The sequence below is a fragment of the Brachybacterium avium genome (assembly GCF_002216795.1).
GTDB classification, from domain to species: Bacteria; Actinomycetota; Actinomycetes; order Actinomycetales; family Dermabacteraceae; genus Brachybacterium; species Brachybacterium avium.
Genome location: NZ_CP022316.1, coordinates 2,852,819 through 2,871,138 on the forward strand (window position 1 = coordinate 2,852,819; position 18,320 = coordinate 2,871,138).

The following is an 18,320-nucleotide window of genomic DNA, read 5'->3' on the forward strand; positions in this document are numbered from 1 at the left end:
GTGCGGGACGCGCCGCCCCCGACGCGTCGCCTCCCGTGATCGGGCAGTTCCCCGCGATACCGTAGTGGGGGTTCGCAGGGCCCCGGGACGTTCCCGCGGGAGCTGCGCAGAGCACTGCTGACGGCCTGACGAGAGGACACGGACATGGCGCGTACGAGCGATGGGGCCGACGTGTTCAAATGCTCCTTCTGCGGGAAGTCGCAGAAGCAGGTCGAGCGGCTGATCTCCGGCCCCGGGGTGTATATCTGCGAAGAGTGCATCGAGCTGTGCAACGAGATCATCGCCGAGGAGATCCAGGCCGCCCAGCCCGCCTCGCAGGAGCAGGAGCCGCTTCCCGCCCCGCGCGAGATCTTCGACTTCCTCGAGGAGTACGTCGTCGGGCAGGAGCCCGCCAAGCGTGCGCTCTCGGTCGCCGTCTACAACCACTACAAGCGGGTCCGCGCCCAGGATGCGGAGCAGCCGTCCGGTCCGGCCAGGAGCGCCGCCTCGGCCCTGGCCGAGGAGGCCGGCACCGAGGATGACGGCATCGAGGTCGCCAAGTCCAACGTGATGCTGGTGGGCCCCACCGGGTGCGGCAAGACCTATCTCGCTCAGACGCTGGCGCGGATGCTCGACGTCCCCTTCGCGATGGCCGATGCGACTGCGCTCACCGAAGCCGGATATGTCGGCGAGGATGTCGAGAACATCCTGCTCAAGCTGCTGCAGGCCGCGGACTACGACGTCAAGAAGGCAGAGCGCGGCATCATCTACATCGACGAGATCGACAAGATCGGGCGCAAGTCCGAGAACCCGTCGATCACCCGGGACGTCTCCGGGGAGGGGGTGCAGCAGGCGCTGCTGAAGATCCTCGAGGGCACGGTCGCCGCGGTGCCGCCGCAGGGTGGGCGCAAGCATCCCCACCAGGAGTTCATCCAGATCGACACCACGAACGTCCTGTTCATCGTCGCGGGTGCCTTCGCCGGCATCGAGGAGATCATCGGCCACAGGATCGGCAAGCGCGGCATCGGCTTCGGCTCGGAGCTGCACTCGCCGCTCGCCCAGGAGCAGCTCTACGGCAAGCTGCTGCCGGAGGACCTGCTGAAGTTCGGGCTGATCCCCGAGTTCATCGGCCGCCTGCCGGTGATCTCCAGCGTCGCGAATCTGGACCGCGACGCCCTGATCACCATCCTCACCGAGCCGCGCAACGCACTGGTGAAGCAGTTCCAGAAGATGTTCGCGCTGGACGGCGTCGAGCTCGACTTCGAGCGCAGCGCGCTGGAGGCGGTCGCCGACAAGGCGATCGAGCGGGAGACCGGCGCCCGCGGGCTGCGGGCGATCCTCGAGGAGGCCCTCCAGCCGGTGATGTTCGAGGTCCCCTCACGCGATGACGTGGTCAAGGTCGTCATCACCGAGGGCGTGGTCGCTGAAGGCCGGGCCCCGATGATCCTCACCGGCAAGGACGCCGACTCGGAGAGCGGGCGCGGCCGCCAGGAGCGCTCCGCATGACGCTCGCGGACGCGACCGATTCCGAGCAGCGCGCACAGAACGTGGAACGGGCCAGGCAGCTGCTGGCGGAGGAGCGCCGCAGCATCGACAACATCGATGCTGCGCTGGTCCATCTGCTCGCCGAGCGCTTCTCCCACACACAGCGGGTCGGCCAGCTCAAGGCCGCGCACGGACTCCCGCCAGCGGATCAGTCGCGCGAGCAGGAGCAGATCGCCCATCTGAGGGAGCTGGCTGACCAGGCCGGGCTGGATCCCACCTTCGCCGAGGCTTTCCTGCGCTTCATCGTCACCGAGGTGATCCGCCATCACGAGCGGATCCGCGACGGCGGTGACGAGGAGGCGAACCGCAGCTGACAGCTCGGCACCGTCTCCGCCACGGTGCAGAGCAGCGCTGATAGCATGCCCCTATGGCACGCCTCACGTTCCTCGACTGGCCGGTGATCCGGCAGCTTCGCGGGGCGGATCCGACCGGACGCGGCACCGCGGTCACGTCGGCGACGACCCGCGACATCGTCCCGCGCACCGTCACTGCCGACGGGGTGGCGGACAGCATCTGCCCGTACTGCGCCGTCGGCTGCGGGCAACGGGTCTTCCACAAGGACGGGCGGGTCATCCAGATCGAGGGGAACCCGGACTCCCCGGTGTCCCGCGGCCGTCTGTGCCCCAAGGGGGCGGCGAGCCAACAGCTGGCGAACTCTTATCTGCGGCAGACGAAGGTGCGCTACCGGCGTCCCTACGCGACCCAGTGGGAGGATCTCGAGCTGGACGTCGCGATGGACATGATCGCTGACCGGTTCATCGAAGCTCGCCGTGCGCACTGGGAGGACGAGGACGAGCAGGGGCGCCCGCTCAAGCGCGCGATGGGGATCGCCAGCCTCGGCGGCGCCACCATCGACAACGAGGAGAACTATCTGATCAAGAAGTTCTTCACCGCTGCGGGTGCGATACAGATCGAGAACCAGGCGCGCATTTGACACTCCGCCACGGTTCCCGGTCTGGGAGCCTCGTTCGGGCGTGGCGGTGCCACGCAGTCGGTGCAGGACTTCGCCAATGCAGACCTCATCGTCATCGAGGGCTCGAACATGGCAGAAGCCCATCCGGTGGCCTACCAATGGGTGGTCGAGGCCAGGAAGCGCGGTGCCCGGGTCATCCACGTCGATCCTCGCTTCACGCGCACCTCGGCGAACACTGATCGCCACATCCCGATCCGCGCCGGCACCGACATCGTGCTGCTCGGCGGGGTGATCAGGCATGTGCTCGACAACGAGCTGTTCTTCAAGGAATACGTCCAGGCGTTCACCAACGCCTCGACGATCATCTCCGAGCAGTACGCGGATCCCGAGGACCTCGACGGGCTGTTCTCCGGCTACGACCCGGAGACCAGCACCTACGACAACAGCAGATGGGCGTATGCGGGAGACCCGGAGAGGCTCGCAAGGGGACTGCCGGAGCGGGACGAGACCCTGCAGCATCCGCGCAGCGTCTTCCAGATCCTGAAGCGCCACTATGCCCGGTACACCCCGCAGATGGTCCAGGACACCTGCGGCATCTCCCCAGAGGACTTCTCCTACCTGGCGACCGCCATCGCCGAGAACTCCGGACGGGAGAGGACCACGGCCTTCGCCTACGCGCTGGGCTGGACCCAGCATCAGGGCGGGGCGCAGATGATCCGCACCGCCGGGGTGCTGCAGTTGCTGATGGGCAATATGGGCCGTCCCGGCGGCGGGATCATGGCCCTGCGCGGGCACGCCACCATCCAGGGCTCCACGGACATCCCCACGCTGTACCACATCCTGCCCGGCTACCTGCCGATGCCGAAGGTGGGGCAGGACGACTTCGCCGAGTTCACCCGGGCGATCGGCAAGAAGGAGCAGAAGGGCTTCTGGGCCGATGCGGATGTTTACACCGTCAACCTGCTCAAGGCCTGGTGGGGAGAGCATGCGACAGCGGAGAACGACTGGGGATATCACTACCTGCCCAAGCTGACCGGTGCCCACGGCACCTACCAGACCACGATGCGGATGCTCGAGGGAGGGGTCGACGGGTACTTCCTGTTCGGGCAGAACCCGGCCGTGGGCTCGGCCAACGGCCGCCTCCAGCGCCTGGCCATGTCGAAGCTGAAGTGGATGGTGGTGCGCGACTTCTACATGATCGAGTCCGCCACCTTCTGGCGTGACGGCCCCGAGATCGAGTCCGGAGAGCTCACCCCGGAACAGATCGCGACCGAGATGTTCTACCTGCCGGCCGCGAACCACACTGAGAAGGCCGGGTCCTTCACCCAGACCCAGCGCATGGTGCAGTGGCGCGACCAGGCCGTCGAACCGCCGGGCGACGCCCGGAGCGACCTGGAGTTCATGCACGAGCTCGGTAAGCGGATCCGGGAGAAGCTCCGGGATTCCACCGACCCGCGCGACCGACCGATCCTGGAACTGACCTGGGACTATCCCGTGGGTGAACACGGTGAACCGGATGCCGAAGCGGTGCTCGCCGAGATCAACGGTCGGCATCTGGAGGGCGAACGGGCGGGACAGCCGCTGTCTTCCTTCGGCGAGATGAAGGGCGACGGCTCCACCGACGGCGGATGCTGGATCTATTCCGGTGTCTTCGCGGACGGCATCAACCAGGCCCGGCGCCGCACGCCCGGTCAGGACCAGGACGAGACCGCCGCCGACTGGGGATGGGCCTGGCCGGCCAACCGCCGGATCCTCTACAACCGGGCCTCTGCCGATCCCCAGGGCCGGCCCTGGAGCGAGCGGAAGAAGCTGGTGTGGTGGGATGAGGAGGCCGGGGCCTGGACCGGCCACGACGTCCCCGACTTCCCGCTGACCAAGCGTCCGGACGATCCCGGTGATCCGAGCGGGGGCGGGGCGGCAGCGCTCGCGGGGACGGATGCGTTCATCATGCAGGCCGACGGCCGCGGCTGGCTGTTCACCCCCACCGGTCTGGTGGACGGGCCGCTGCCGACGCACTACGAGTCGCCGGAGTCGAACATCCCCAACCCGCTGTACACGCAGCAGTCCAACCCCACCCGGGTCACCTTCCGCAGCCCGGAGAACCTCAGCTCCCCGGGCGCCTCGAGCCGCGGCGGCGAGGTGTACCCGTACATCTTCACCACGTATCGGATCACTGAGCACCACACGGCCGGGGGATGAGTCGCTTCCTGCCCTATCTCTCCGAGCTGCAGCCGGAGATGTACTGCGAGGTCTCGCCGGAACTGGCCGAGGAGGTGGGCCTGGAGCCCTACGGCTGGGCGACGCTCATCTCGGCACGCAGCGCGATCGAGGCCAAGGTGCTGGTCACCGAGCGGATGAAGCCGTTGCGCGTCGGCGAGCGCACCGTCCACCAGATCGGGCTGCCGTTCCACTGGGGGCGCGGCACCGAGGCCCTCGTCCAAGGGGACGGGGCCAACGACCTGATCGGTATGAACCTCGATGCCAACACCCAGATCCAGAACAGCAAGAACAACTCGTGCACGATCATCCCGGGGCGCCGCCCGCGGGGCCCGGAGCGCGGCGAGCTGGTGGAGGCATACCGTCGACGGGCCGGTCTGATCGAGGCCGAGCACCCGGCGGTCGACGGGGCTGCGGGCGCTCCCGGCGCCGGTCCTGCCGACTCCTCGACGCCGCATCACGTGCGCGGCCCGGACGAGGCCCAGGCGGTCCCCACCGGCGAGCCCTCGATGAAGGAGATGAGGAACCGATGAGCCTGCTCTCAGGACCTGCCGGTCCCGCGGCGGATTCCGGCTGGGGCCATGACCACGAGCGCAAGGGATTCTTCACCGACACCTCGATCTGCATCGGCTGCAAGGCGTGCGAGGTGGCGTGCAAGGAGTGGAACCGCAACCCGATCGACGGCAATCTGGAGATCCTCGGGTCCAGCTACGACAACACCGGGGAGCTCGGGGCGAACACCTGGCGCCATGTGGCCTTCGTCGAACAGGGTCAGGAGCGGATCGAGGAGGCGCGCGAATCGGGTCGGAAGCTGGTCAGCCTCGGCATGCCCGGGATCGGGCCGAAGACCTCGGGACCACGCGGTGCGACGCCCGCAGGCGATCTCTCGACCGCGGACCGCACGCCCCCGGACACCCCCGAGTTCCGCTGGTTGATGTCCTCGGACGTGTGCAAGCACTGCACCAACGCCGGCTGCCTGGACGTGTGCCCGACCGGGGCGATCTTCCGCTCCGAGCACGGCTCCGTGGTGGTCCAGGAGGACGTCTGCAACGGCTGCGGCACCTGCGTGAGCGCCTGCCCGTTCGGCGTCATCGAGCGGCGTGACGACGGCACCGTCTCACCGCACGCGAATCGGGACGAGAAGATCGACCGGATGGGCACTGCGAGCAAGTGCACCATGTGCCACGACCGTCTGGTCGACGGCGAGCAGCCCGCCTGCTCCGCGACCTGCCCCACCCAGTCGATCACCTTCGGCGAGCACCCGGACCTCACCGCTGATGCGCGGCGCCGGGTCGCCGACCTCCACGAGCAGGGCATGACCGAGGCCCGCCTGTACGGAGCGAACCCGAAGGACGGCGTGGGCGGCACCGGCTCGCTGTTCCTGCTGCTGGACGAGCCCGAGGTCTATGGTCTCCCGCCGGATCCGCAGGTCCCCACCGCATCACTGCCGGCGAGCTATGCGAAGGTCGGCCTCGCGGCGGCCGGCATGGTGGCAGCGGCCGCGCTCTCGTTCCTGGGCGGTCGCCGATGAGCATCAGCGAGTTCGATGCTGACCGGCCGCCGCAGTCACCGCGCCGGCGCCGCCGAGGAGGCGGCCGTCGACGCCGCAGCCTCACCGAGGTCGGTATGGGGGACGGCTCCAGGGAGGGGGCCGTCGTCGAGGACGTCGAGATCCAGCGTGCGGGGGAGTTCGACTCGTACTACGGCCGCCCCATCGTCAAGGCGCCGCCGTGGCGCGAGCCGATCGCCATCTATCTCTTCCTGGGCGGAGTGGCGGGCGGCTCCGGACTGCTCGCCTTCGGGGCGCAGTGCACCGGGCGCCCGCTGCTGCGTCGCAACTCCCGCCTGCTGGCGCTCGGCGCGGTGGGAGCGGGCACGGTCGCCCTGATCGAGGATCTCGGCCGGCCCGAACGATTCCTCAACATGATGCGCACCGTGAAGGTGACCTCCCCGATGAGCCTGGGGAGCTGGATCCTGGGCGGCTTCGCGACCTTCTCCGGGGTCCTCGCCGCGCTCGAGGTGGATCGTATGACGGGGCGGAGGCTGCCGCTGGGGATCCTGCGCCGGCTCCTGGACACCGCGGAAGGACCGGCCTCGCTGGGCCAGGTCGTGCTGGCGCCGCTGCTGGCCTCGTACACGGGAGCGCTGCTGGGCAACACCGTGGTCCCGACCTGGGAGGCCGGTCGGGACCATCTCTCCTACCTCTTCGTCTCCTCGGCGGGCCTGGCAGCGGGCGGCGGCGCCATGCTCACCAGCCCGGTCGCCGAGACCCGGCCCGCGCGGCTGCTGGCGACCGCGGGCGTGGTGGGCGATGTGGTCTCCATGCGCCGCATGAAGCAGTCGATGCATCCGCTCGAGGCGGAACCCCTGGAGACCGGCAGGGCGGGAGCGCTGCTGACCTGGGCCGAGCGCCTCGCGATCGCCGGCGGCATCGGCGCCGTGCTCGGCGGCCGGAACCGCTACGTCGCCGCGGCCAGCGGCGCCGCGCTGCTGGCCTCCTCTGCGCTGACCCGCTTCGGGGTGCTGTACGCGGGGCTGGAGTCCGTCAAGGATCCGCGGCGGGTCGTCGAACCGCAGAAGGAACGGCTGGCGGCGCGACGCGCCGCAGGCATCACCGACGACTCGATCACCACCGGCGGCTGAGACCGGCCCGCGCTCAGCGCACCGTGAGGCCTGTGCCCTCCACCGTCTCGCCGATGATCGGATAGCCGGGGATCTCGCCGATCACCAGCAGCCCGCCGGAGGTCTGGGCGTCCGCCAGCAGCAGCAGGTCCTCCTCGGTGACGCCGGCGCCGGTGCGCAGGTGCTGCCGGACCCAGTCCAGGTTGCGCCGGGTGCCGCCGGAGACGAAGCCGTCGCGCAGCGCCTCGGCAGCACCGTCGATCAGCGGGACAGCGGTGCGGTCGATGACCATCCCCACCTCGGAGGCGCGGCCCATCTTGAACAGGTGCCCGAGCAGTCCGAAGCCGGTGACATCGGTCGCGGCCCTCACCCCCGCGGCCCGCGCGGCCCGGGAGGCATCGCGGTTCAGAGCGGTCATGGTCTCGATCGCCGCGGCGGAGACCTCCCCGGTGGACGTCATCCGGTTGTTCAGCAGCCCCACCCCGAGCGGTTTGGTCAGGGTGATCGGCAGACCCGCCACAGCGGCATCGTTGCGCAGCAGATGGTCCGGATGCGCGGTACCCGTGACCGCCATGCCGTACTTCGGCTCCGGATCATCGACCGAGTGCCCGCCGATCACCGGCACCCCGGCTTCCTGCGCGATCGCCAGCCCGCCCGCGAGGACCTCCTGCAGCAGCTCGTAGGAGAGCACCCCGCGGGGCCAGCCCACCAGGTTGATCGCCACCACCGGGTCCCCGCCCATGGCATAGATATCCGACAGGGCATTGGCGGCGGCGATGCGGCCCCAGTCGAAGGCATCATCGACCACCGGGGTGAAGAAGTCCGCGGTCGAGAGCACCGCGGTCGCCCCGTCGGGCCCGCCGATCCGCACCGCGGCCGCGTCGTCGCCGTCCTCCAGCCCCACGATCACCTGGTCGTACTGCTGCCCGGAGAGCGCCGAGACCACGTCCTCGAGCTCGCCGGGCGGGATCTTCGACGCACAGCCGCCGCCGTGCGCCATCGTGGTCAGACGGATCGAGGGCCGGGCCGCGGGACGGATCGGATGCGCGCTCATGCCCCGAGCCTATGGCGTCCGACCAGCCCGTGCGGAGCGAATCATGGCCGATCCCACGGTGATAGCTTGGGCGGCGGAGGCGTACGTGTCCTGGTGGGCGCCCCGGTCTTCAAAACCGGTGAGACCGAGCACCTCGGTCTGGCGGGTTCGATTCCCGTCCGCCTCCGCCACGCCCTCATCACCCGTATGCGGGTGGTGCCCGCCCGTCGGCCCTCGAGGAGGTCCCGTGCCCGAGACGCCCGTGCCCGAGGGTCCCGCGGCCGGGACCGATGCGCCCGAGGATCCGGCGCACGGTGCGACGGGCGCGGACCCGCGCCGCCGCATCCCCCGCACCGACCACCTGCTGGCCCTCCCGGCGGTCGCGGCCGCGAGCCGCACCATGAGCGGGCGCGTGGTGCTCGGCATCGTGCGCGCCGTGCAGGGTCGGGCCCGGTCCGGAGAGATCACTCCGGAGCAGGTGCAGGACGAGGTCTTCGCCGCCCTCGGGGACCGCCCCGCCGGGTCCCTGCGGCCGGTCCTGAATGCCACCGGCGTCCTCATCCACACCAACCTCGGACGGGCCCCGCTGTCCCGGCCGCTCGGGAGGCGCTGCAGGATGCTGCCGGATACACGGATGTCGAGTTCGATCTGGCCACCGGTGCGCGGGCGAGGCGCGGCGCCGGCGCACGGGCCGCGCTGCTCGCGGCCTGTCCCGAGGCCGAGGACGCACTGGTCGTCACCAACGGCGCCGCGGCCCTGCTGCTGGCCACCACCGCGCTCGCCGGCACCGGCGAGGTGGTGCTCAGCCGCGGCGAGATGATCGAGATCGGCGCCGGATTCCGCCTGCCGGATCTCATCACCTCCACCGGGGCCCGACTGCGCGAGGTCGGCACCACCAACCGCACCCACCTGTCCGACTACACCGATGCCCTCGGCCCCGAGACCGGCTGCGTGCTGCGCATCCACACCAGCAACTACCGCATCATCGGATTCACCAGCGAGGTCCCCCTCACCGAGCTCGCCGGGCCCTGCCGGGACGCGAACGTCCCGCTGATCGCGGACCTCGGCAGCGGGCTGCTCGCGCCCGAGCCCCGGCTGCCGGACGAGCCCGACGTCGCCACCGCCCTGCGCGACGGCGCGGACGTCGTCGTCGTCAGCGGCGACAAGCTCCTGGGCGGCCCCCAGGCGGGGATCCTGCTGGGCCGGGCCGACGTCATCGCCCGCCTCGCCCGCCACCCGCTGGCGCGGGCGGTGCGCGCCGACAAGCTCGCCCTCGCCGCGCTCGAGGCGACCCTGGACGGCCCGGCCCCGCCCGTGCTCGAGGCGCTGCGCACCGACCCGGACGCCCTGCGGGAGCGCACCGCCCGCCTCGCCGCTGAGCTCGACGGCACCGTGGTCCCGCACGACGGCCGCGTCGGCGGCGGGGGAGGCGCCGAGGTGCCCCTGCCCGGATGGGCGATCTCCCTCGAGGCCGAGCTCGCCGGCCCGCTGCGCACCGGGGACCCGGCCCTCGTCACGACCGTGCACGGCGGGCAGTGCCTGCTCGACCTGCGCTGCCTGCCTGCCGAAGACGACGAGCGCGTGGCCCGTGCGGTCGCCGCCGCCCGCTCCCGGACCGCCGGCGAGGTCGACCCGCGATGAGGCAGGTCATCGCCACGGCCGGTCACGTCGACCACGGCAAGTCCACCCTGATCCGCGCCCTCACCGGCAGCGACCCGGACCGCTGGGCCGAGGAGAAGCGTCGCGGGCTGACCCTCGACCTCGGCTTCGCCTGGACCACCCTGGCATCGGGCGACGAGGTGTCCTTCGTCGACGTCCCCGGCCACGAGCGCTTCCTCGGCAACATGCTCGCCGGCCTCGGCCCGGCCCCGATCGTGTGCTTCGTCGTGGCGGCCGACGAGGGCTGGCAGGCGCAGTCCTGCGACCACCGCGATGCGATCGCCGCGCTCGGCATCGACCGGGGCCTGCTCGTCGTCACCCGGGCGGACCTCGCTCCCGACCGGGTCGGGGAGGTCCTGGCCCAGGCCCGTACCGAGCTCGCCGGGACCGGCCTCGCCGCAGCTCCCGCCGTGGCCGTCTCCGCGCTCACCGGAGCGGGGATCGAGGAGCTGCGCCGCGTGCTGGGCACCGTGGTCGCCGCCGCCCACGAGCCGGCCCCGGAGGAGCGCGTGCGCCTGTGGGTGGACCGCTCCTTCAGTATCTCCGGGGCGGGGACCATCGTCACCGGCACCCTCAGCGGCGGCACCCTCCGGGTGGGGCAGACGCTCGAGCGGACGGGCGAGGGTCCGGCGCGACGGGTCCAGGTGCGCGGCCTGCAGTCGCGCGAGGAGACGGTGGAGCAGCTCGGTCCCGTCAGCCGCGCCGCCGTGAACCTCCGCGGCGTGGACGCGGACTCGGTGTCCCGCGGCGATGCGCTGCTCAGCCTCGGCGCCTGGACGATGACGGCCCTGCTGGACGTGCGGGCGACGGCGCGGGGTGCGTTCGCCGAGGCGCCCGCACAGCTCGTCGTCCACGCCGGGACCGCTGCGGTGCCCGCCCGGGTCCGGCCGCTGGGGCCCGACCACGCCCGGCTCGCCCTCGACCGCTCGCTGCCGCTGCGCGTCGGCGATCGGATGGTGCTGCGCGGCAGCGGCGACCGGGTCGTCCGCACCGGCGCCCTCGTGCTCGACGTCGACCCGCCCGCACTCACCCGGCGTGGCGACGCGGCCCGACGGTCCGCCGCGCTCGCCGCGTCCAGCGAGACCGGCGACCTCGCCGCCGAGGTGGCGCGGCGCGGTGCGGTGCCCGCCGCACAGCTGAGCCGATACGGGGTCCCCGTGCCCGAGATGCTGCCTGCCGGCGTGCTCCGGTCCGGGACGCTGCTGGTCGCCGAGGCCGCGCACACCGCCTGGTCCGCACAGCTGCGCCAGGTGGTCACCGCCGAGCACGAGCAGCATCCGCTCTCCGCGGGGCTGGCCCGCAAAGCGGCCCTCGACGTGCTCGGCACCCACCCGGAGCTCCTGCCCGAGCTGATCGATCGTGCCGGCCTGATCGAACAGGACGGACGGATCCTGGACCCGCGACGCTCCACGGGGCTCGGAGCGGCCGAGACCGCGACCGCCTCCCTCGAGCAGCGCCTGCGCGGCGATCCCTTCGCAGCCCCGGAGGCGGATGGCCTGACCGCGCTGGGCCTCGGCCCGGAACAGCTCGCCGCCGCAGCCCGGCAGGGCCGTCTGCTGCGCCTGCCGGGCGAGGTGATCCTGCTGCCCACCGCCCCGGCGCTCGCCATGCGGGAGCTGGCCCGGCTCGAGCAGCCCTTCACCACCTCCCAGGCGCGGCAGGCGCTCGGCACCAGCCGCCGGGTCGCGATCCCGCTGCTCGAGCACCTCGACGCCCGCGGCTGGACCCGTCGGATCGATGCCGGTCATCGTCAGGTGGTGCGCTGAGCGGGCGCGCTCACCGGTTCCTGGCGAGCCACTGCCGGTGGGCCGAGAGCAGGGCGTTCTGCACCCGGGAGTGATCCGGGCCGCCGCTGAGGGCGGAGGGGACGGTCGCGGGCTCCCACAGCGCACGCACCGGGACCCGGGAGCCGTCGCGCAGGAGCGCGGTCGCGACCAGACGCCGGTCGCCCGCAGCAGGCGGCACCAGCCGCTCCAGCACCTGCCAGCGCACCGCTCGCTGCGCCCCGACGAACCCGGCCCACACGAAGCCGTCCGCATCGATGCGCAGGCGGGAGCGTCGGGCGCCCCAGAGCACGAACGCCCCGCCGCCGAGCGCGAGCGCAGCCGGGATCAGCAGCGCCAGGAATCCGGCGGTCTCCATCACGAGCGACAGGACCACGGCTGCGATCGCCGCGAGGACCCCGACGAGCATCACCATCGGCCCCACGACGACATTGATGCGCGAGGCGGACGAGCGGAACGTGGACTCCATGAGATCTACTCTAGGGGAGGCATGGGGAGTGCTCCCCATCGCCAGCACGCGCAGGCCGCCATAGGCTCGTGGCAACGTCGGGGCAGTGGACAGAGCGAACAGGGATGGTGGCGGGATGACCGGGTTCTGCGGAGCGGACACCGAGCAGCTGCGGAGGCAGGCGGACGCCTGCCGGCGGAATTCCGGGACGCTGGACGACCTCGTCGGCACCGTCTCCGCGCTCATCGCGTCCGTCCCGTGGACGGGACCCGATGCCGAGGCCTTCCGGGAGCGCTGGGCGTGCGAGGCGAGGGCGCGACTCACGGAGCGGGCCGAGGCGCTCCGGAGCCGCTCCGACGAGCTGAGCGAGCATGCCGCGCAGCAGGACATCGCCTCCGCGGGCGACGGCGGTGGGGCGACCTTTCCGCCCTTCGGCACCCCGATGCCCTTCCCGTTCCCGCTGCCGCGCCCCGGTGGACCCGGAGCGGGAGGATCGCCGCTGTTCTACGGGGATGAGGGCTACGGCACGGGCGGCGCGGCCGGGGAGGAGCGGCCCGTCGGCGAGCACGACGCCGGGGGCCCGCACGGGGACGGCCGGGAGATCGACGAGGATTTCGGGCATCTCGACGTCTACGCGAACACCCGGGCGAGCGCGGGGACGAGCACCACGGTCGACGAGTTCGGAAACACCACCCATACCGCCGGTGCCCGGGCAGGTGCCGAGGTCGGGATCGACGAACAGCTGAACCTGCCCCTCAGCTCCTCGCTCGCGGCCGACGGACGGGCCGGAGCCGAGGCCTACGCGGAGGCCGGCGTGACCTACGGCGACGGCTTCAGCGCCGGTGCGGGCGCTGGGGCCGGGGTGTACGGCGACATGAGTGCCACCGCCACCGGTCCCGATGGCTCCAGCAACACGATCGGCGTGGACGGGTATGCCGGTGCCGAAGCGCACGCGAATGCGTATTCCCACGCGACCCGCAGCGACGAGGGGAATCTCAGCGGATGGACCATCGGGATGGATGCGGGGGCATTCGCCGGGGCAAAGGCGGATGCCGAGTTCACCTCCGTCTCGCCCGGCGGCTGGATGACGACCTCCGGATCCTTCGGAGCGGAGGCCGGGGCATCGATCGGCGGCGGCGCCGGAGCGGTCGTCTCGACCGACGCGGTCGGACTCAGCCTCGGCGGCGACATCGCAGCCGGGCTGGGCCTCCAGGGAGACATCGCGATCTCGATCAGTCCGAACAACATCGTCGACACCTTCACGCCGGGCGACTACAACCTGGACGATGCGATCTCCGACGCCGCCGGTGCCTTCGACAGCGCCGCGAGCATGGTGGGCGATGCGTACGACGCCCTGACTCCCTGGTGATTCGACAGCGCACGAGCGGGGTGGGCAGCCCCATGGCGGTCCGGTCGTCGTCGTGGCGCGAGCTCAGCCCTTGCTGCGCGGCTGCTTGACCGGCGGCTCGCCGAGCTCGACGTCGCGGGTGAGGATCTCCTCGCCCTCCCCGACGACCAGCTCGAGCTGCTCGATCCGGCCCAGCGCCGTGAGATCCGCGGCGGCGGCCTCGAGATGGGCGAGCGCCTGCTGCGGCGCCTCGATCCTCACGCTCAGGATCGGGGTCTTCTGGGAGACCTTGGCGTCGGACTTGAGGCGTCGCAGCGTGATCGCGGCCTGGGCCACCGTGTCCACGAGCGCCGCGTCCTGACCGGCGGCGGCCTCACGCAGCGGTGCCGCCTGCGGCCAGGCCTGCGTGTGCACGCTGCCCTCGCGCCACCACGACCAGACCTCCTCGGTCGCGAACACGACCACCGGTGCGAACAGGCGCAGCAGCACCTCGAGCGCGATCGCGAGCGCGGCGCGGGCCGAGGCGGCCCCGGCCTCGCCGGCGGGGGAGTTGCCGTGGGCTCGCTCCTTGACCAGCTCGATGTAGTCATCGCAGAACGCCCAGAAGAACGGCTCGACCGCCTCCAGGCTGCGGGCGTAGTCCATGTCCTCGAAAGCGGTCGTGGCCTGCTCGACGACCTGGGCCAGCTGTGCCAGCAGCGCCCGGTCCAGCGGATCGGTGACCACTGCCGGGTCCGCGGCGAGACGTCCCGCCGGATCGGCGGGGGCGGCGCCGAAGCCGAGGGCGAACTTCGAGGCGTTGAGGATCTTGATCGCCAGGCGGCGGCCGATCTTCATCTGCCCCTCGTCGAAGGCGGTGTCCACACCCTGGCGGGCGCGACCGGCCCAGTAGCGCACCCCGTCCGAGCCGTGCTGCTGCAGCAGCCCGATGGGGGTGACCACGTTGCCCTTGGACTTGGACATCTTCTTGCGGTCCGGGTCCAGGATCCAGCCGTTGATCGAGGCGTGCTTCCACGGCAGCGAATCCTGCTGCAGGTGGGAGCGCACGATGGTGGAGAACAGCCAGGTGCGGATGATGTCGTGGCCCTGCGGGCGCAGATCCATCGGGTAGACCTTGCTGAAGAGCTCAGGATCCGAGTTCCAGCCGCCCGCGAGCTGCGGGGTCAGCGAGGACGTGGCCCAGGTATCGAGGATGTCGGGATCGGCGATGAAGCCGCCCGGCTGGTTGCGCTGGGCCTCGGTGAAACCGGCCGGCACGTCGGTGGTGGGATCGATCGGCAGCGCCTCGATCGGTGGGGTGAGCACGGTGTCGTAGTCGGTCTCGCCGTCGGCGTCGACCGCGTACCAGAGTGGGAAGGGCACGCCGTAGAAGCGCTGGCGGGAGATCAGCCAGTCGCCGGTCAGGCCCTCCACCCAGTTTCGGTAGCGGGACTCCATGTAGGCGGGATGCCAGGTCAGCTCCGCGCCACGGGCGATCAGCTCATCGCGCAGACCGCCCTCGGAGGTGTCCCGGCCGCCGTTGGTGAGGTACCACTGACGCGAGGTGACGAACTCCAGCGGCTTGTCGCCGTTCTCGTAGAACTTCACCGGATGCGTGATCCTCTCCGGCTCGCCCACCAGGTCGCCGGACTCGGTGACCATCTCCACCACGCGCTTCTGCGCGCTGAACACGGTGAGCCCCGCGAGCTCCGCGTAGCGGGCCCGGCCCTCCTCGGAGGTGATCCAGGGCGCCTCGGGCAGGAAGCGGCCGTCACGGCCCACCACCGAGCGGGTGGGCAGCGAGAGCTCCCGCCACCAGGTGACATCGTTGGAGTCACCGAAGGTGCAGATCATCGCGATGCCCGCGCCCTTGTCGGGCTGGGCGAGGGGATGCGCCAGCACCGGCACCTCGACCCCGAACAGGGGCGAGGTGACGGTCGAGCCGAACAGGCTCTGGTACCGCTCGTCATCGGGATGGGCCACCAAGGCCACGCACGCCGGCAGCAGCTCGGGGCGTGTGGTCTCGATGTGCACCGTCTCCCCGGTGTCGTCGGTGCGGGTGAAGCCGATCCGGTGGTAGGCGGCCTCCCGCTCGCGGTCCTCCTGCTCGGCCTGTGCCACCGCGGTGCGGTAGGTGACGTCCCACATGGTGGGGGCCTCGGACTGGTAGGCCTGGCCCTGCTGCAGGTTCTCGAGGAACGCGCGCTGGGAGGTGGCACGGGAGGCGGCGTTGATCGTCTGGTAGCTGTGATCCCAGTCCACCGAGAGGCCGAGGGCGCGGAACACGTCCTCGAAGGACTTCTCGTCCAGCGCGGTGAGCTGCTCGCACAGCTCGATGAAGTTGCGGCGCGAGATCGGCAGCTGGTTCGCGGCCTTCGCCGACTTGTTCGAGCCGCCCTCCTGCGGGGGAGTGAAGTCCTCCTCGTAGGGCAGCGAGGGGTCGCAGCGCACCCCGTAGTAGTTCTGGGCGCGACGCTCGGTGGGCAGGCCGTTGTCGTCCCAGCCCAGCGGGTAGAACACGTTCTTGCCGCGCATGCGCTGATAGCGCACGATCATGTCCGCCTGGGAGTAGCCGAACACGTGGCCCACGTGCAGCGAGCCCGAGGCGGTGGGCGGCGGGGTGTCGACGCTGAAGACCTGGTCACGAGTGGTCTCCGGGTCGAAGGAGTAGAGGTCCTGCTCGCTCCATACGCTGTCCCACTTCTCCTCGAGGCCCTCGAGGGAGGGACGATCGGGGAGGGCGGAGTCGGGGCGCGGCGCAGTATCGGTCATGGGGGCCATTGTTCCAGGTCTGCCGCGACGTGCAACGCAGGCGACGACAGTGTGAGCGCCCTCGCTCAGAGCGCGGCCGTGCGGACCCGGTCACGAGACGGACGGGGCACCGGCAGCCGTACGGTGGAGTCATGCCTCTCCAGCGCCTCGCCGTGGTCTCCGACGTGCACGGCAACCTCACCGCCTATCGGGCGGTGCTCGCCGACATCGCCGCCCGGGGCATCACCCGGATCCTGAACCTCGGCGACGTGGTGGGCAAGGGGCCGCGGGGCGCCGCCTGCACCGCACTGACCCGGGAGCGCTGCGAGGCGACGGTGCGCGGCAACTGGGAGGTGGTGATCGCCGGGGACGGGGAGCTGCGCAGCGAGGGGCAGGCCTGGTGGCGCCAGGAGCTCTCCGCCGAGGACCGGCGATGGCTGTTCGCTCTGCCGGGCAGCCTGGACGTCCGGCTCTCCGGCCGACGGGTGCGTGCCCTGCACGCGTCCCCGGTCGATGAGTTCACCCGGGTCCTGCGAGGGCACAGTGAAGAGGAGTTCACCATGATGTTCGCCCCGACACCGTTCACCGGCGGCGGGGAATCGGCGGACATCGTCGTCTACGGCGACATCCACGATCCGTTCCTGCGCTCGGGCCGGGAGGGGACGCTGGTGAACGTCGGCAGCGTCGGCAACCAGCTCGACGACCCCACGCCCTCCTACGCCATCCTCGAGGGAGACCCCGACGGAGGGACCGACGCCCCGTTCGGGATCCAGTTCGTGCGGGTGCCCTACGACGTCGAGGCCGAGATCGAGCTGGCCCGCGCGCTGGGCATGCCCGAGGCCGGGGCGTGGGAGATCGAGCTGCGCACGGGGATCTACCGCGGGGCCCACGCGGCACTGGGCCTCACCCCCGGGGCGGACTGAGCGTCACGGCACCCGCGCAGTCCACTCCTGGGTGCCGAACTTGGTCTCCACCAGCTCGCGGGCCCGGGCGAGCTCCTCCTCGGTGTAGGTCGAGTCCACCGTGTCGTAGCGGGCGCGGAAGAACTCCAAGAAGCCGTCGATGATCTGCTCGCGGGCCAGACCCGTCTGCGAGCGCATCGGGTCCACCCGCTTGTTCGCGCTCCTGGTGCCCTTGCCGGAGAGCTTCTCCTTGCCGATCCGCAGCACCTCGCCCATCTTGTCGGCGTCGATGTCGTAGCTCATCGTCACGTGATGCAGCAGCACGCCGCCGGCGAATCGGCGCTGGGCCGCGCCGCCGATCTTGCCCTGCTCGGAGGCGATGTCGTTCAGCGGCACATAGCGGGCCCTGACCCCGATCTCGGCCAGCGCCCCCATCACCCAGTCGTCGAGATACGCGTAGGACTGCTCGAAGCTGAGCCCCTCCACCAGGGAGGTGGGGACCACCAGCGAGTAGGTGATGCAGTTGCCCTGCTCCATGAACATCGCGCCGCCGCCGGTGATCCGACGCACCACGCCGATGCCGTGCTCGGCGGCGCCCTCGGCATCGATCTCGTTGCGCAGCGACTGGTAGGAGCCGATCACCACCAGCGGGGAGTCCCAGTCCCAGATCCGGAAGTGGGGGCTGCGGCGCCCGGCGACGACTTCCAGCGGCAGCACCTCGTCCAGGGCCACGTGCATCACCGGCGGCAGCACCACCGGATCGATGACATCGAAGGTGAGATCGCTCCAGCTGGTGGCATGGCCCAGGGCGCGTCGCGTCGCGATCGCGACCGCCTCCTCGTCGAAGCCGATCAGCTGCACCGGGTCGGGGCGCGCCGCCAGCCGCGCGGTGATCGCGGCGGCCAGCTCCGTGGTGGTGGCGGTGGTGGACATCCCGGACAGGGCGGCGCCCAGGTCCTCCAGGGCGTCATCCGGCTCGAGGAAGAAGTCCCCGAAGACATGGGCGGTGTCGATCCGTCCGTCCGCGACCGTCACGTCGACGGCCACCAGTTTCCCGTCGCGGACCTTGTACTCGCCGTGCCTGACCGTGCTGTCGCTGCGCTCATCCATGCGGCCATTGTCGCGCAGCGGCATGCTCGG

The 18,320-nt window shown here is 71.2% G+C and carries 11 protein-coding genes, 1 tRNA gene and 2 pseudogenes; 10 read left to right on the forward strand and 4 right to left on the reverse strand.

Going from position 1 to position 18,320, the window contains the following annotated elements:
* Nucleotides 1-144 precede the first annotated feature (144 nt).
* The 5 genes and pseudogenes from clpX (at nt 145) to nrfD (ending at nt 7,297) form a co-directional block, all read left to right on the forward strand.
* Nucleotides 145-1,485, forward strand: a complete 1,341-nt coding sequence (gene clpX / locus CFK39_RS12795) for an ATP-dependent Clp protease ATP-binding subunit ClpX (RefSeq protein ID WP_089065779.1) — start codon at nt 145-147, stop codon at nt 1,483-1,485.
* Nucleotides 1,482-1,838 carry a chorismate mutase gene (locus CFK39_RS12800; RefSeq protein ID WP_089065780.1) on the forward strand — a complete coding sequence of 119 codons (357 nt, stop codon included), beginning with the start codon at nt 1,482-1,484 and terminating at the stop codon, nt 1,836-1,838. The genes clpX and CFK39_RS12800 overlap by 4 nt, the downstream gene beginning before the upstream one ends.
* 53 nt (nt 1,839-1,891) lie before the next feature.
* Nucleotides 1,892-5,187, forward strand: a pseudogene (fdnG, locus tag CFK39_RS17205) (formate dehydrogenase-N subunit alpha).
* Nucleotides 5,184-6,185: a 4Fe-4S dicluster domain-containing protein gene (locus tag CFK39_RS12815; RefSeq protein WP_089065782.1), complete on the forward strand. Its 1,002-nt coding sequence runs from the start codon at nt 5,184-5,186 to the stop codon at nt 6,183-6,185. The pseudogene fdnG and the gene CFK39_RS12815 overlap by 4 nt, the downstream one beginning before the upstream one ends.
* Nucleotides 6,182-7,297 carry an NrfD/PsrC family molybdoenzyme membrane anchor subunit gene (gene nrfD / locus CFK39_RS12820; protein ID WP_089065783.1) on the forward strand — a complete coding sequence of 372 codons (1,116 nt, stop codon included), beginning with the start codon at nt 6,182-6,184 and terminating at the stop codon, nt 7,295-7,297. The genes CFK39_RS12815 and nrfD overlap by 4 nt, the downstream gene beginning before the upstream one ends.
* A gap of 13 nt (nt 7,298-7,310) precedes the next feature.
* Here the strand turns inward: nrfD and selD are convergent, their stop codons facing one another.
* Complete coding sequence (gene selD, locus CFK39_RS12825; protein WP_089065784.1) at nt 7,311-8,330, reverse strand: selenide, water dikinase SelD; 1,020 nt, start codon at nt 8,328-8,330, stop codon at nt 7,311-7,313.
* Between the two features lie 75 nt (nt 8,331-8,405).
* On the opposite strand from selD, the gene CFK39_RS12830 reads away from it, so the two are divergent.
* The 3 genes and pseudogenes from CFK39_RS12830 (at nt 8,406) to selB (ending at nt 11,734) form a co-directional block, all read left to right on the forward strand.
* Nucleotides 8,406-8,500, forward strand: a tRNA-Sec gene (locus CFK39_RS12830).
* 152 nt (nt 8,501-8,652) lie between these two features.
* Nucleotides 8,653-9,950, forward strand: a pseudogene (gene selA, locus CFK39_RS12835) (L-seryl-tRNA(Sec) selenium transferase).
* Nucleotides 9,947-11,734: a selenocysteine-specific translation elongation factor gene (selB, locus tag CFK39_RS12840; RefSeq protein WP_089065785.1), complete on the forward strand. Its 1,788-nt coding sequence runs from the start codon at nt 9,947-9,949 to the stop codon at nt 11,732-11,734. The pseudogene selA and the gene selB overlap by 4 nt, the downstream one beginning before the upstream one ends.
* 10 nt (nt 11,735-11,744) lie before the next feature.
* On the opposite strand, the gene CFK39_RS12845 is transcribed toward selB, so the two are convergent.
* Complete coding sequence (locus CFK39_RS12845; RefSeq protein ID WP_089065786.1) at nt 11,745-12,221, reverse strand: hypothetical protein; 477 nt, start codon at nt 12,219-12,221, stop codon at nt 11,745-11,747.
* A 115-nt stretch (nt 12,222-12,336) separates the two neighbouring features.
* On the opposite strand from CFK39_RS12845, the gene CFK39_RS12850 reads away from it, so the two are divergent.
* On the forward strand, nt 12,337-13,569 hold the full coding sequence (locus CFK39_RS12850) for a WXG100 family type VII secretion target (RefSeq protein WP_089065787.1): 1,233 nt from the start codon (nt 12,337-12,339) through the stop codon (nt 13,567-13,569).
* A 63-nt stretch (nt 13,570-13,632) separates the two neighbouring features.
* On the opposite strand, the gene valS is transcribed toward CFK39_RS12850, so the two are convergent.
* On the reverse strand, nt 13,633-16,299 hold the full coding sequence (gene valS / locus CFK39_RS12855; RefSeq protein ID WP_089065788.1) for a valine--tRNA ligase: 2,667 nt from the start codon (nt 16,297-16,299) through the stop codon (nt 13,633-13,635).
* 131 nt (nt 16,300-16,430) lie between these two features.
* Between valS and CFK39_RS12860 the strand changes: the two genes are divergently transcribed.
* Nucleotides 16,431-17,201, forward strand: coding sequence for a metallophosphoesterase family protein (locus CFK39_RS12860; RefSeq protein ID WP_089065789.1), 771 nt, complete (start codon nt 16,431-16,433; stop codon nt 17,199-17,201).
* A gap of 3 nt (nt 17,202-17,204) precedes the next feature.
* On the opposite strand, the gene CFK39_RS12865 is transcribed toward CFK39_RS12860, so the two are convergent.
* Nucleotides 17,205-18,290, reverse strand: a complete 1,086-nt coding sequence (locus CFK39_RS12865; RefSeq protein ID WP_089066443.1) for a lipoate-protein ligase LplAB — start codon at nt 18,288-18,290, stop codon at nt 17,205-17,207.
* Nucleotides 18,291-18,320 lie beyond the last annotated feature (30 nt).

Bases quoted from the DNA above. Each gene is read 5' to 3' on its own strand.
- clpX (WP_089065779.1), top strand. From the start codon at position 145: ATGGCGCGTACGAGCGATGGGGCCGACGTGTTCAAATGCTCCTTCTGC.
- CFK39_RS12800 (WP_089065780.1), top strand. From the start codon at position 1,482: ATGACGCTCGCGGACGCGACCGATTCCGAGCAGCGCGCACAGAACGTG.
- CFK39_RS12815 (WP_089065782.1), top strand. From the start codon at position 5,184: ATGAGCCTGCTCTCAGGACCTGCCGGTCCCGCGGCGGATTCCGGCTGG.
- nrfD (WP_089065783.1), top strand. From the start codon at position 6,182: ATGAGCATCAGCGAGTTCGATGCTGACCGGCCGCCGCAGTCACCGCGC.
- selD (WP_089065784.1), bottom strand. From the start codon at position 8,330: ATGAGCGCGCATCCGATCCGTCCCGCGGCCCGGCCCTCGATCCGTCTG.
- selB (WP_089065785.1), top strand. From the start codon at position 9,947: ATGAGGCAGGTCATCGCCACGGCCGGTCACGTCGACCACGGCAAGTCC.
- CFK39_RS12845 (WP_089065786.1), bottom strand. From the start codon at position 12,221: ATGGAGTCCACGTTCCGCTCGTCCGCCTCGCGCATCAATGTCGTCGTG.
- CFK39_RS12850 (WP_089065787.1), top strand. From the start codon at position 12,337: ATGACCGGGTTCTGCGGAGCGGACACCGAGCAGCTGCGGAGGCAGGCG.
- valS (WP_089065788.1), bottom strand. From the start codon at position 16,299: ATGACCGATACTGCGCCGCGCCCCGACTCCGCCCTCCCCGATCGTCCC.
- CFK39_RS12860 (WP_089065789.1), top strand. From the start codon at position 16,431: ATGCCTCTCCAGCGCCTCGCCGTGGTCTCCGACGTGCACGGCAACCTC.
- CFK39_RS12865 (WP_089066443.1), bottom strand. From the start codon at position 18,290: ATGGATGAGCGCAGCGACAGCACGGTCAGGCACGGCGAGTACAAGGTC.